This window comes from Rhizobium skierniewicense Ch11 (assembly GCF_023757665.1).
Lineage (GTDB): Bacteria > Pseudomonadota > Alphaproteobacteria > Rhizobiales > Rhizobiaceae > Agrobacterium > Agrobacterium skierniewicense.
Map to the genome: position 1 here is coordinate 83,961 of NZ_RXPG01000001.1, position 13,495 is coordinate 97,455.

Consider the following 13,495-nt stretch of genomic DNA (forward strand, 5'->3'; position numbering starts at 1 on the left):
CCCCCTCTTGGAGATAATCGAGGGTTATCCCGTCACACGTTGAAGCGTGATAATAAGCTCATCGGTATCGTACGGCTTCATCAATCGCGGCACGTGTTGGAACTCTGCGGGCATCGCTGTGATATTGCTGCCCGTGACGAATACGAACGGTTTTCCATGGTGGGCCAGAAGTTCGGCGGCCGGGTACACCAGTTCTCCACCGAGATTGATATCGAGTATGGCCGCATCAACCGGAAAATCCGGATCAGACAGGACCTCTATGGCTCGCTTCACGTCCGATATCGGTCCAAAGACCCTCGCACCAGCGTCTTCAAGCGTCATCAAGAGATGAGAGGCCACGAGATACTCGTCCTCGACCACGAGATATTGGCGACCTTCAAGAGCGAGCGGCATGATTGTTTCCTCCGGCTTTTTAAACTCTCAAGGCGGTGGAAAGTTCTGTCGCATCCTGATCATTTCGCGGTCAAAGTCGCGCCCGTGTCGAGCGCGGCGTTGAAAGCAGCAGGCTTGTCTCGCTTCCCGTAATGCCCGGCACGAGACGGATTCGACGCAAAACGGAATCGAAGCCTGCCAATGTGGAGGCGCTGAGTTCTGCGATAAGATCCCAGCGGCCATTGGTGGTGTGTATCTCGGATATTTCTGGAAACCCGCCCAGCGCACGGATCACCTTCTCGGTAACGTGCCCCTGTATCTCGATCATCATGATGCCACGGACGGCTTCTTCGACGGCATCCGCGCGCAAGATCACGGTGAAACCCAAAATGGCACCGCTCTGCTCCAGACGCTCGATCCGGGCGCGGACGGTTGCCCGCGATGAGGACGTCTCGAGGGCGAGGTCGGATATGCTGCGCCGACCATTGTGCCGCAGCAGCGTAACGAGCCTCGTATCCAGGTCATCCATGGCGTATCACTTTGGCTATTAAGATGATCGAAATGATAGATCAAACTGTAAAAATTGCCAATATTGATTGTTCAATTCGCCGCGTCGTCATGTTTGAATTCTCACACTGATGACTGGGGAGAATAGTCGATGGATTGCACGCTGATTGGAGTGCCCTTGCAAATCGGTGCAGGGCAACTGGGTTGTGAAATGGGGCCGAGCGCCCTGCGCATCGCCGGGTTGAAAACCGCGCTGGAAGAACTGGGCCACACCGTGGCCGATATCGGCAATGTCTTGCCCGCACCCTTTCGCAAGTTCGATCATCCGAACAAGGCCGTGCATCATCTGGATGAAACCGTTGCCTGGACCGAAGCGCTGATGGAGGTTGCCTATCGCGAGAGCGAAAATGCGATGCCGATCTTTTTGGGGGGCGATCATGCGCTCTCGGCTGGCAGCGTGGTGGGTGTTGCCAGGCGTGCAGCACAACGCAACCGGCCGCTTTTCGTGTTGTGGCTGGATGCGCACACGGATTATCATACCCTGCAGACGACGCGCAGCGGCAACCTGCATGGCACTCCGGTTGCTTATTATAGCGGTCGCGACGGCTTCGACGGTTATTTCCCTCCCGTTCCCAACCCTGTCGATCCCGCGAATATCTGCATGATCGGTATTCGCAGTGTCGATCCCGCCGAAAGTGCCGCCTTGGGCGAAACCGGCGTGACGATCCACGATATGCGGATGATTGATGAACATGGTGTGGGTGTGCTTTTGCGCGCCTTTCTGGAGCGGGTGACCGCTGCCCACGGCCTTCTGCACGTCAGTCTGGATGTCGATTTTCTGGACCCTTCCATCGCGCCCGCCGTCGGCACGACCGTTCCCGGTGGGGCGACGTTCCGGGAGGCGCATCTGGTGATGGAAATGCTGTGCGACAGCGGGCTGGTCTCCAGTCTCGATCTGGTCGAGCTCAATCCGTTTCTCGATGAGCGCGGGAGAACCGCGCGTCTGATGGTGGACCTGACCGCAAGCCTGATGGGCAAACGCGTTCTGGACCGCCCAACGAGAGCCGGATGAGGGTGCAGCCATGACATTCAATCAACATCTCAACACTGTTCCCTTCGTCAGCGTCGATCATATGATGAAGTTGGTGCTGACCGTGGGTATCGACACGTTCCTGCGGGAACTGGCCGAGGTTATCGAAGAGGACTTTCGGCGGTGGGAAACCTTCGACAAGACCCCGCGGATTGCGGCCCATTCCCCTGATGGTGTCATCGAGCTGATGCCGACGAGCGATGGCACGCTCTACGGCTTCAAATACGTCAACGGCCATCCGAAGAACACCAGGCAAGGCCGCCAGACGGTGACGGCATTCGGCGTGTTGTCGGATGTGGGCAACGGCTACCCCATGCTGCTCTCGGAAATGACGATCCTCACCGCTTTGCGAACGGCAGCCACATCGGCCGTCGTCGCTAGGTATCTGGCCCGCAAGGACGCGCGCTCGATGGCGATCATCGGCAACGGCGCGCAGAGTGAGTTTCAGGCGCGCGCCTTCAAGTCCATTATGGGCATCGACACCCTTAAACTGTTCGATATCGATCCGGCGGCCAGTGCGAAATGCCAGCGCAATCTGGAGGGGCTGGGATTTTCCATCGAGATCTGCGACAGCGCCGAACGCGCCGTGGAAGGCGTTGAGATCATCACCACTGTCACGGCGGACAAGCAATGCGCCACGATCCTGACCGACAACATGGTCGGCCCTGGCGTTCACATCAACGCCGTCGGTGGTGACTGCCCCGGTAAAACCGAATTGCACCGGAATATCCTGCTGCGCTCGGATATCTTCGTGGAGTATCCGCCACAAACCCGTGTTGAAGGTGAAATCCAGCAATTGGCGAAGGATCATCCCGTGACCGAGCTGTGGCAGGTCATGACGGGTGCGGCCGACGGGCGAACGTCAGAGGGACAGATCACCCTTTTCGATAGCGTCGGTTTTGCGACGGAAGATTTTTCCGCTCTGCGCTACGTCAGATCGAAGCTTGAGGCGACGGGCCTCTACGAAGAGCTCGATCTCCTGGCCGATCCCGACGAACCGCGCGATCTCTATGGCATGCTGCTGAGATGCGAGGCATCGTTAAAATCACGCGCGGCATTGGCATCATAGCCGCGGTTGCCGGTTTCGGCGGGCCACCATCTGCTCACGCCAGATGGTGAACAGGCCCGCCGCAACCACGATGGCCGCGCCAATCAGCATGTTTATCGTCAAAATCTCGCCGTAGATGGTGATGCCAACGATGGAGACGAGCACAAGCTGATAATAGGAAAATGGCTGGACCGACGCCGCATCGGCCAGCTCGAAAGCACGGATCAGCAGGTAGTGGCCGGTCATGCCCGTCACGCAAAGCGCCGCCATCCAGCCCCAGTCGCCCGGCGCCATGTTGACCCAGTAGAATGGCCCGATCAGTGTCAGGGCAATCGCACCGGGAACGCCGGTATAGAAGAAGCTCGTCATGGCCGGATCGCTGCGGCTGGCCAGCCGCGTCATCACACCGTAAAGGGCAAGCAGCACGGCGGCTGCAAATGTGATCAAAAGCGTGGCGTCGAAGCCGCTCTCGTCGGGCTTGAGAATAACGATCACCCCGAGGCAACCGACGAGAATCGCCGACCAGCGCCGCCATCCAACTTTCTCGTTGAGGATGGGTACCGAGAGTGCCGCGACGATCAGCGGAACGGACGCGAATATCGAATGCGTATGGGCCAGGCCCACCAGCGAGAAAGAGAAGATCGAAAGCACGATCTGCACGGCCAGAACGACGCCACGGCTTGCCTGCAACCATGGTCTGTCCGTCGAAATGGCCTTGCGAATGCCACCACTCGATCTCATCGCAAGAATGATCACAAAGATGGCGAAGGCCCAATAGCGCAGCATCGTGACGAAGACGGGCGGATAGGCGGAACCCAGATGCTTCGATATGCCGTCCTGCGCTGCAAAAATCGTGAAGGCGGCAAGCGCGTAAAGGTAACCGATAGACTGGGAGGGCATTAGAAAACTCTGATGTTGGGCAGATGAGGACGGGGAGGCCGTCCCTCGTATTAGACGATTATCATCTGATTCAACACCCGTGACAGCCGATGAAAATGGCTCAATCCGCGGAAAGAGCGCGATAACGCTCCACGACCGTCGTCAACACCTGGTCGATCGGCCTGGCGTTCCAGGTGTTTGAAAAAATCTCGACCTCCTGCGGACCCGTAAAACCGGCCGTCTCGATCATTCTGCGAAACGCCTTGAGGTCAATCACACCGTCGCCCATCATCCCGCGATCATTGAGTGGATCCGTCGTCGGCACCAGCCAGTCGCAGATATGGTGCGCGAGAATCTGCCCATTTCGACCCGCGCGCGCCATCTGTTCCTCCAGTTCCGGGTCCCACCAGACGTGGTAGACGTCGATGGCGACGCCGGTGCCTTCACCCAGCCTGTCGCACAGATCGAGCGATTGCTTGAGCGTGTTGAAGCATGCGCGGTCCGCCGCATAAAAGGGGTGCAGCGGCTCGATGGCCAGCGGCACGCCGGCCTGTCTGGCATAGGGCAGCAATGCCGCCATGCCGTCCTCCACCATCTGTCGGGCGCCGTTGATGTCCTTGGAGCCGACGGGCAAACCGCCGACGACCAGCACCAGGCAATCGGCGTTCATGGCGGCGGCTTCATCGACGGCGCGTTTGTTGTCTTCGATTGCATCGCGCCTTCCCTGCGCGTCATGAGCGGGAAAAAACCCGCCCCGGCAGTGACCGGACAGCCTTATACCGTTCTGTGCGACGATCCGTGCCGCCTCTTCAAGGCCCACGCCATGCACATGGTCCCGCCACGGCGAAATCGTTGTGATGCCGTGGTGGAGACATGCGTCCACCAGGGTGGCGAAAGATCCGCCCTGTTTGATGGTGGCGAAGTTAATGGAAAGTCCTTCAAGGCTCATGTCATGGCCTCCTCAAAAGTTGCCCGCACGGGTTCCATCCATCTCAATTGACGCCCCGCACACTGAGAAACGTCTTCATGCGCTGGGTCGCAAGGTCGGTGTCTGCAAGAACATTGGCCTTGTCCGCCAGCCGGAAAAGTTCGGCGAAATGCAGAGTTGAACGGGTGCTCTCCTGCCCGCCGATCATGGTGAAATGGTCCTGCAGGCCGTTGAGGTAGGCCAGAAACACCACACCTGTTTTGTAAAAGCGCGTGGGTGCCTTGAAGATGTGTCGCGATAGCGCCACCGTCGGCTCCAGCGTATCGAAGAACTCTGCTTCGTTACCCTGCTTCAGACTGGCCAGCGCCCTGGACGCCGCTGGAGCGATGGCGTCGAAGATGCCGAGCAAGGCATCGGAATGTCCGTAGCTGTCGCCGGCAATCAGTTCGGCGTAGTTGAAATCGTCACCCGTATACATGCGCACCAGAGCGGGAAGGCGGCGGCGCATGGCGATTTCCTTTTCCTTCGACAGAAGCGAAATCTTGATGCCGTCGATCTTGTCCACGTTGGCAGCAATCATGTCGATGCAGGTGTCCATCGCCGCCATATGGTCGGACGAACCCCAGTACCCTTCCAGCGCGGGATCGAACATTTCACCGAGCCAGTGAATGACGACTTTTTCATTGGCGTGGGCGAGCACACGGGCATAGGTCTCGAGATATTCATCCGGGGAACGAGCGCTGGCCGCCAGTGCGCGGCTGGCCATCAGAATGACGCGCCCGCCCTGGCCTTGGACAAAGTCCAGCTGTTCCTGATAGGCATCGACGATCTGGTCGAGACTGTAGCCGGTGCCGGTCAGATGGTCGGTTCCAACACCGCAGGCAATCAAAGCATCCGAGCGGCTTGCCGCTTCCTTCAAGGCCCGCGTGATGAGTTCCTGCGCCTGTGACCAGCCAAGACCCATGCCGCGCTGGGCGGTGTCCATGGCTTCTGCGACGCCGAGACCCAGGTCCCACAGCCGGTGCCGGAAGGCAAGCGTAGCATCCCAGTCGATGGCCGGTGTCAGCCAGGGGTCGTTGTCGGCCAGCGGGTCTGCCACTACATGCGCGGCGGCGAAGGCCACGCGGTTGAAATCGGCAGCATCGCGTCTTTCCAGCGCGATCGGTGTACCGGTCAAGCGGTAGGTTTCGGTGGAGCGATCATGTCTCGGTAGCCTCAGTTCTGTCATCCCGGTCACCTCAGACAATCGCGGGAACGTCGAGCCAGCGGCGCTCCTTCCAGGATTTCAGCCCCAGTTCTGCAAGCTGCACGCCCTTGACACCTTCCATCAGTCCGTAAGGCCACGGCTCGTCATCGGCCAGATGCCGCACGAACATTTCCCACTGTGCCTTGAAGCCGTTGTCGTAGACCACGTTGTCCGGCACTTCCTGCCAGGTCTTGTAGAAATCGATCGTCTGTGGCTGGTCGGGGTTCCACACGGGCTTTGGTGTGTTGGTGCGGTGCTGCGTCCAGCATTTGGTCAGGCCCGCCACCGCCGAACCGTGGGTACCGTCTACCTGAAAGGTGACGAGATCGTCGCGGCGAACGCGCACGGCCCAGGACGAGTTGATATGGGCGATGACACCGCCCTCAAGCTCGAATGTGGCATAGGCCGCGTCGTCGGCATCTGCCACATAGGCGTTGCCCTGCTCATCGAAGCGTTGCGGAATATGGGTTGCGCCCAGGCAACTGACGGCTTTGACGTCGCCGAACAGATTGTCCAGCACATAGCGCCAGTGGCACAGCATATCGAGAATGATGCCGCCGCCGTCTTTTGCGCGGTAGTTCCAGGAGGGGCGCTGCGCCGGTTGCCAGTCGCCTTCGAAAACCCAATATCCGAACTCGCCGCGTACGGAGAGAATCTTGCCGAAAAAACCGCTGTCGCGCAGCATGGCCAGTTTGCGAAGACCCGGCAGGAAAAGCTTGTCCTGCACCACGCCGTGCTTGATACCGGCGCTTTCTGCCAGCCTTGCCACGGCAATGGCCTCCTCCAGAGTGTCGGAAATCGGCTTTTCGCAATAGACGTTCTTGCCCGCCTGGATGGCTTTGGTCAGCAGACTGCCGCGCATCTGCGTCGTCCCGGCATCGAAAAACAAGGTGTCGTCAGGGTTGGCCAGAGCCGAATCGATATCGGTCGTCCAGCGCTCGACGTTGTGCTTTTGGGCGATGGCCTCGATCTTATCGCCATTGCGACCCACCAATATGGGGTCCAGCATGACCTTCTCGCCGCTCTTCAGCGTAACCCCACCCTGATCTCGGATCGCAAGAACAGAGCGGACGAGATGCTGGTTATACCCCATGCGGCCGGTGATGCCGTGCATGATGACGCCGATACGTTGCATGAAAATTCCTCCCAAAGCATCCCACTCCCGTCAGGACGCAATTTTATCAGATCGAAAATTTGTAACTGTTTGGTTATTTGTGATTGTCGAACCGGCTTTCTGTCAAGTGGTTTTTCAGATGAAAACGCGGAGGTGAACAGAAACGGAAATTTCCAGGAGCGGTGACGAGGCGTCCCACATCCTTTGCGCCTTCGCACATGCGAAGGTTGCGGCGATTGTTCTTGTTATATAAATTAGCTTCAGATGTTAAAGCGGCCGCAGTGCAGCAATGACCGTGTTGACGATGTGCTGGCCCCAACGCTCCAGCTCGGCGGGTGCCACGAGATCCCGCTGAAAGATCGTCGAGAGCGTATAGCGGTTGGAAAGATAGAAAAATCCAAGCGACGCAATCGTCAGATAAACATCGACCGGATCGAGACCCGGACGAAAGTCGCCGGTCTTTTCACCGCGCAAAAGCACATCCTTCAATTCGGATATGAAGTTCGAATGCATTTCCGTAATCGTCGAGGATTGTCGCAAGTATCTGGCCTGATTGAGATTTTCAGTCGCCAGAATGCTCAGGAATTCCGGGTGGTCAAGAAAGTAGTGCCACGTGAACAGGGCCAGTTCCCGCAAACCTTCCACCGGTGGCTTGCGGGTCAGATCCAGCCGATGTTCGGCATTGCGGATGTGCTGATAGGCATCTTCCAGCACGGCCAGATAGAGCGCATCCTTGTCGCCGAAATAGTGGTAGATCATTCGCTTGTTGGTGCCGGCGCGTCTTGCAACCACATCGATCCGCGCACCGGCCAACCCCTTGGCCGCCACCTCACGGCGGGCGGCTTCCAGAATGGCTGCGCGTGTTCGCTCGGGATTGCGAGATTGCGCTGCTGCCTTCTTTCGTGTTGAAGTTGGCTTGGCCCCGGTTTCCTCGTTTGTGTCTTCGGTCGCCGGTTTGCTGGTTTCATCCATCTTCAAAGGTCGCTTGACAATGCTGTTGATCGGTGTTCCCATGTAACCAGATAGTTATAAAACGGCAAGTCTTCATTGCCGTCATCATTCAATTTGGCATTCAATTAGGGAGGAGTTGCCAATGTCCATGATGCTACAGAGGCGTGCCGTACTTTCGGCAGGTCTGGCTGCGCTTTCGCTTGCGGCGGTGGGTGGAGGACCCGCTTTCGCACAGGCTGCGCGAATTCGTTTGTTGTGGTGGGGCTCTCAGGAGCGCGCTGACCGCACCAACAAGGCAATCGCTGCCTTCAAGCAGGTCAAGCCCGATCTCGATATCGCCGGGGAGTTCGCCGGGTGGTCGGATTACTGGCCCCGTCTGGCCACGCAGGTCGCCGGACGCAACGCGCCGGATCTCATCCAGATGGATTATCGGTATATTTTCGAATATGCCCGTCGCGGTGCTCTGGCGCCCCTTGATGATTATCTCGGCAAGTCGCTGAAGATCGATGATTTCGGCACCCCGAACATCGATTCCGGCCGAGTTGACGGCAAGCTTTACGGCATCAATCTCGGCGTGAATTCATCCGCCGTGTTTTATGACGCCAAGGGCTGGGAAAAGACCGGTGCCAAGCCACCATCGGCTGGCCAGTCATGGGAAGACTTTGCCAAGAACGCGGCAGAGTTCGGCAAGAACAAGCCCAAGCCCGGCTATTATGCCACAGCCGATGCCAGTGGCGTCGAGCCGAGCTTTGAAAACTGGCTGCGTCAGAAAAACAAATCGCTGTTCGTTGAAGGCGGCGGTTTGGGGTACGATGCCAAGGACGCCGGCGAATGGTTTGCCATGTGGGCGGCCATGCGCGAGGCCGGAGCCTGCGTCCCCGCTGACATTCAGGCGCTCGATCAGCTGAACATCGAAAGCAATGCATTGACGACCGGCAAGGCGGCAACGGCATTCGCCCACTCCAACCAGTTCGTCGGCTATCAGGCCATCAACAAGGCCAAGCTGTCGATCACATCCTATCCGAAGGTCGCGGCAGACAGCCCGTCCGGTCATTATCTGAAGCCATCGATGCTGATGAGCGTGGCCAATGGTAGTGCTGGTATCGAGGCTGCGGTGGATTTCATCAACTTCCTCGTGGCCGTGCCTGAAGGTGTGGATATCCTCGGCGTCGAACGCGGCGTTCCTGCGTCTGCGTCCATGCGGGATCAGCTCAGCCCCAAGCTCAACGAGGTCAGCAAGGCGATGGTCGATTACATCGCCGAGGTTACGCCGGGTGTGGGGGCATTGCCACCGTCACCACCTCCGGGTGCCGGCGAGTTCGCCTTCGTGCTCAAGCGCACCTCGGAAGAGGTCGGTTTCGGCAGAATGACGCCTGAGCAAGGCGGCAAACAGCTGGTGACCGAAGCGGAAACCGTGATCAAACGGAAGTAACGATCCATGACGTTTCGATCCGAACCGATAACAGGAGAGGGCCGGTCTGCGGCTCTTCCAGGGCAGGGCCGTGTGCGAAAAGCGTTTGATCGCAATTTTCACGCCTATGTGTTTCTGCTGCCGTGGCTCATCGGCTTTTTCGGCCTGACGCTTGGTCCCGCGCTGGCGTCGCTCTATCTGTCGTTCACGAATTACGATCTGCTGCAATCGCCAGATTGGGTGGGCGCTTCCAACTATGTGCGCATCGCAACTGCCGATCCAAAATTCGCAGCCGCCATGAAGGTCACGTTCACCTACGTCCTTTTGTCCGTGCCGCTGAAACTGATCTTCGCTCTGATGGTCGCCATGGCGTTCAACCGCGGCATCAAGGGGCTGACAATGTATCGCGCGGTCTTTTACCTGCCGTCGCTGCTCGGCTCCAGCGTTGCAATCGCCGTCCTCTGGCGTCAGCTTTTCGCCTCCGACGGTCTGGTCAACATGGTCCTGTGGCAGGCCTTCGGGTACGAAGGCCCAAGCTGGATTTCCAATCCGGACTATTCGATCTATACGCTGGTCATCCTGTCTGTCTGGCAGTTCGGTTCGCCAATGATCATCTTCCTCGCCGGTTTGCGTCAAATCCCGCAGGACATGTACGAGGCGGCGGAAATGGATGGAGCGGGCAAGATGCGTCAGTTTTTCCGCATCACCTTGCCATTGTTGACGCCCGTGATCTTTTTCAACGCGGTCATCCAGACGATCGATGCCTTCAAGGCCTTCACACCTGCCTTCATCATCTCGGAAGGGTCCGGCGGTCCGATCAATTCGACGCTGTTCTACACGCTCTATCTCTATCAGGAAGCATTCGGCTTCTTCCGCATGGGATATGCCTCGGCCCTGGCCTGGATTCTTGTCGTTATCATCTCGCTCTTCACGGCCTTTTCCTTCCTGAGCGCACGTTACTGGGTGCATTACGATGACTGATGCCGTCTCTTCGCTTCGTCCTGGGCAAACGGTGCAGCGTCCGCTGTGGAAGTCGGTTCTGCTCCACGCCGTTCTGATCGCCGCCTCCATCGCCATGATGTACCCGATCCTGTGGATGATCTCGGGTTCGTTCCGCCCGCAGGATGAACTTTTCGGCTCATCCTCACTCATTCCCTCGTCGATTGACTGGGGCGGGTATATCAGAGGCTGGACCGGTCTTCAGGTCTCGTTCGGGCAGTTCTTCTGGAACTCGTTCTTCATCTCGGTTCTGGCAACCTTCGGCAACGTGGTCGGGTGTTCGCTCGCCGCTTTCGCCTTTGCGCGCCTCCGGTTCGGCGGACGGAATTTCTGGTTTGCGCTCATGCTGGGCACCTTGATGCTGCCCTATCATGTGGTGCTCATCCCGCAATATATCCTGTTTCTGGAGCTGGGCTGGGTCAACACGTCGCTGCCGCTGATCGTGCCGAAATATCTGGCGACCGATGCCTTCTTCATCTTCCTCATGGTCCAGTTCTTCCGGGGTATTCCGCGGGAGCTGGATGAGGCGGCGGTCATGGATGGATGCAGCCCGTTCCGGATCTACTGGAAAATCATGCTGCCGCTGTCGTCGCCGGTTCTGGCTACGGCTGCCATCTTCTCCTTCATCTGGACCTGGGACGACTTCTTCGGACCGCTGATCTATCTCAGCGATATCAACACCTACACGGTTCAGCTCGGCCTTCGCTCCTTCGTGGACAGTACCGGCAGTTCGGACTGGACGGCGCTGTTTGCCATGTCCAACCTCTCGCTCATTCCTGTTTTCCTTTTCTTCCTCTTCTTCCAGCGCCTCCTCATTGAGGGCATTGCCACCACTGGCATGAAGCGCTGACATCAAGGCATTGCACCATGAAACCCGTTCGGTTTGCGACAATCGGTATCAACCACAACCACATCTTCGGACAGACGAGCTGCATGCTTGCGGCCGGTGCCGAGCATGTCGGCTTTCACGCCATCGAAGATGATCTGGCGCAGGAATATGCGCAGGCCTTCCCCCATGTTCCCCGCGTCGATGACAAGCGCCGTTTGCTGGACGATCCCGCAATCGACCTCATCATCAGCGCGGGTATTCCCGATGAGCGGGCGGCCCTTGCCATCGAGGTCATGCGCGCCGGCAAGGATGTGATGGTCGACAAGCCCGGCATGGTAACGCTGGCGCAACTGGACGAGGTCAAGAAAGTTCAGGCGGAAACCGGCCGGATCTTTTCGGTGCTTTATTCCGAGCATTTTGAAAACCCCGCCACGGTCAAGGCTGGCGAACTGATCGCGGCTGGCGCCATTGGCAAACTGGTCTCCATGGCGGGTTTCGGCCCACACCGGTTGAGGGCATCCACCCGCCCGGCATGGTTCTTCGAGCGGCAGCGCTATGGCGGCATTCTGGTCGATATCGCCTCCCACCAGTGCGAACAGTTCCTGTTCTTCACCAATGCGCAGGAGGCCGATATCCTGTTTGCGAAGGTCGCCAACAAGGCCAATCCGCAGACACCGGACCTGCAGGACAGCGGCGATATTCATCTGTCGACCAAGGGCGTGGACGGCTTCATTCGGGTCGATTGGTTCACCCCGGATGGTCTGTCGAGCTGGGGGGATGGGCGCCTGTTCCTCACCGGCACGGAAGGTGCGATCGAAATCCGAAAGAATATCGATGTGGCCGGACGTGAAGGTGCAAACCATCTGTTCCTGACCGACAAGACCGGCATGCATTATTTCGATTGCTCCAATGTGCCGCTGCCCTATGGCTCGCAGCTCCTGTCGGATATCCGCAATCGCACCGAGACTGCCATGCCGCAGGCGCGCTGCTTTGCAGCGATGGAGATCGCTCTCAAAGCTCAACAATTTGCGGAGGGTCATCAACATGGCTAAGCGTTACAGAGTGGGCATCATCGGCTGCGGTATCGGCAGAACGCATATCGAGGAAGGCTACGCCGCCCATCCTGATAAATACGACGTCGCATATCTTTGCGATCTGGATGAGGTGAGGTTGAACGCCGTTGCAGACGCGTTCGGCGTCAAGGGCCGCACCCGGTCCTCCGACGAACTCATGGCCATGGATGACATCGACATTATCGATATCTGCACGCCTCCCGCCATTCACACAAAACTCGTTTTGCAGGGGCTGGCTGCCGGAAAACACGTTGTCTGTGAAAAGCCGCTGACAGGCTCGCTCAAGGAACTGGACGATGTGGCCGCTGCCGAAGCGAGCGCCAAAGGCGTGCTGATGCCGATCTACCAGTATCGCTATGGCACAGGCGTGCAGCAGGCACGTCGTATCATCGACAGCGGTCTGGCCGGCAAACCCTATGCCGGGACGGTCGAGACATTCTGGAAGCGTGGCGCGGCCTATTACGACAATCCTTGGCGCGGGCGCTGGGCAACCGAACTTGGCGGCGTGCTGATGACCCATGCCATCCACAACCATGACATGCTGACCTATCTGATGGGGCCGGTGGAGCGGGTGTTTGCCCGCACCGCAACCCGCGTGAATGCCATTGAAGTTGAAGACTGCGTATCGGCCAGTTTCCTGATGGAAAGCGGTGCGCTTGTGTCGTCCACCTCCACGCTCGGCTCTCAGGATGAGATCAGCCGGTTGCGGCTGGCCTTTGAAAACGTCATGTTCGAAAGCAACACCGAACCCTATTCACCCGGCGATGGACCCTGGCGCATCTTGCCCGCCAACGACGAGATCGGCGCCAGGATCGAAGCTCTGCTTGCGGACATCGTCCCCACCGGGCGTCGCTTTACGGGGCAGATGGAAGCCTTTTACCACACGCTGGAAAGCGGCGAGAAGCCGCCGGTCACCTCGGAAGATGCAAGGCGTTCGTTGTCGCTCATCGCAGCGATCTATCATTCCAACGAGACGAAAACGGATGTCGCCCTGCCGATTACCCGGGATCATCCGAAATATATCAGCTGGCGACCATAAGCGTCGGAT

General features: G+C 58.4%; 14 protein-coding genes. 7 read left to right on the forward strand and 7 right to left on the reverse strand.

Features of this window, described 5'->3' with window-relative positions; all coding sequences use genetic code 11:
* Positions 1-24: 24 nt before the first annotated feature.
* Both EKM04_RS00400 and EKM04_RS00405 read right to left on the reverse strand, forming a co-directional pair.
* A complete protein-coding gene (locus tag EKM04_RS00400) occupies positions 25-393 on the reverse strand; it encodes a response regulator (protein WP_183894601.1) in 369 nt (122 codons plus the stop codon).
* A gap of 70 nt (positions 394-463) precedes the next feature.
* The gene (locus EKM04_RS00405; protein WP_174156006.1) at positions 464-901 is read right to left on the reverse strand and encodes an Lrp/AsnC family transcriptional regulator; all 438 of its coding nucleotides are present in this window, start codon (positions 899-901) and stop codon (positions 464-466) included.
* A 129-nt stretch (positions 902-1,030) separates the two neighbouring features.
* Here EKM04_RS00405 and rocF point away from each other — a divergent pair, with 129 nt between their 5' ends.
* Positions 1,031-1,951 carry an arginase gene (gene rocF / locus EKM04_RS00410; RefSeq protein ID WP_183894603.1) on the forward strand — a complete coding sequence of 307 codons (921 nt, stop codon included), beginning with the start codon at positions 1,031-1,033 and terminating at the stop codon, positions 1,949-1,951.
* Between the two features lie 10 nt (positions 1,952-1,961).
* Positions 1,962-3,038, forward strand: a complete 1,077-nt coding sequence (ocd, locus tag EKM04_RS00415) for an ornithine cyclodeaminase (RefSeq protein WP_174156008.1) — start codon at positions 1,962-1,964, stop codon at positions 3,036-3,038.
* Here the strand turns inward: ocd and EKM04_RS00420 are convergent.
* From EKM04_RS00420 to EKM04_RS00440, 5 genes are all read right to left on the reverse strand, one after another.
* The gene (locus EKM04_RS00420) at positions 3,033-3,917 is read right to left on the reverse strand and encodes a DMT family transporter (RefSeq protein WP_174156009.1); all 885 of its coding nucleotides are present in this window, start codon (positions 3,915-3,917) and stop codon (positions 3,033-3,035) included. The genes ocd and EKM04_RS00420 overlap by 6 nt on opposite strands.
* A 100-nt stretch (positions 3,918-4,017) precedes the next feature.
* On the reverse strand, positions 4,018-4,845 hold the full coding sequence (locus tag EKM04_RS00425) for a sugar phosphate isomerase/epimerase family protein (protein ID WP_183894605.1): 828 nt from the start codon (positions 4,843-4,845) through the stop codon (positions 4,018-4,020).
* A gap of 43 nt (positions 4,846-4,888) precedes the next feature.
* On the reverse strand, positions 4,889-6,052 hold the full coding sequence (locus EKM04_RS00430; RefSeq protein WP_183894607.1) for a dihydrodipicolinate synthase family protein: 1,164 nt from the start codon (positions 6,050-6,052) through the stop codon (positions 4,889-4,891).
* Positions 6,053-6,062: 10 nt separating this feature from the next.
* Complete coding sequence (locus EKM04_RS00435; RefSeq protein WP_183894609.1) at positions 6,063-7,205, reverse strand: Gfo/Idh/MocA family protein; 1,143 nt, start codon at positions 7,203-7,205, stop codon at positions 6,063-6,065.
* A 246-nt stretch (positions 7,206-7,451) separates the two neighbouring features.
* The gene (locus tag EKM04_RS00440; protein ID WP_174156013.1) at positions 7,452-8,156 is read right to left on the reverse strand and encodes a TetR/AcrR family transcriptional regulator; all 705 of its coding nucleotides are present in this window, start codon (positions 8,154-8,156) and stop codon (positions 7,452-7,454) included.
* Between the two features lie 121 nt (positions 8,157-8,277).
* On the opposite strand from EKM04_RS00440, the gene EKM04_RS00445 reads away from it, so the two are divergent.
* From EKM04_RS00445 to EKM04_RS00465, 5 genes are read left to right on the forward strand one after another with little or no spacing between them, the layout of a single operon-like run.
* Entirely contained in the window at positions 8,278-9,567 is a 1,290-nt protein-coding gene (locus tag EKM04_RS00445; RefSeq protein ID WP_183894611.1) for an ABC transporter substrate-binding protein, read from the forward strand.
* A 6-nt stretch (positions 9,568-9,573) separates the two neighbouring features.
* Complete coding sequence (locus tag EKM04_RS00450) at positions 9,574-10,527, forward strand: carbohydrate ABC transporter permease (RefSeq protein ID WP_174156015.1); 954 nt, start codon at positions 9,574-9,576, stop codon at positions 10,525-10,527.
* A complete protein-coding gene (locus tag EKM04_RS00455; RefSeq protein WP_174156016.1) occupies positions 10,520-11,395 on the forward strand; it encodes a carbohydrate ABC transporter permease in 876 nt (291 codons plus the stop codon). The genes EKM04_RS00450 and EKM04_RS00455 overlap by 8 nt, the downstream gene beginning before the upstream one ends.
* Positions 11,396-11,412: 17 nt before the next feature.
* Positions 11,413-12,426, forward strand: coding sequence for a Gfo/Idh/MocA family protein (locus EKM04_RS00460; protein WP_183894613.1), 1,014 nt, complete (start codon positions 11,413-11,415; stop codon positions 12,424-12,426).
* A complete protein-coding gene (locus EKM04_RS00465) occupies positions 12,419-13,486 on the forward strand; it encodes a Gfo/Idh/MocA family protein (protein WP_183894615.1) in 1,068 nt (355 codons plus the stop codon). Before EKM04_RS00460 ends, EKM04_RS00465 begins: the two co-directional genes overlap by 8 nt.
* The last annotated feature ends 9 nt before the right edge of the window (positions 13,487-13,495 follow it).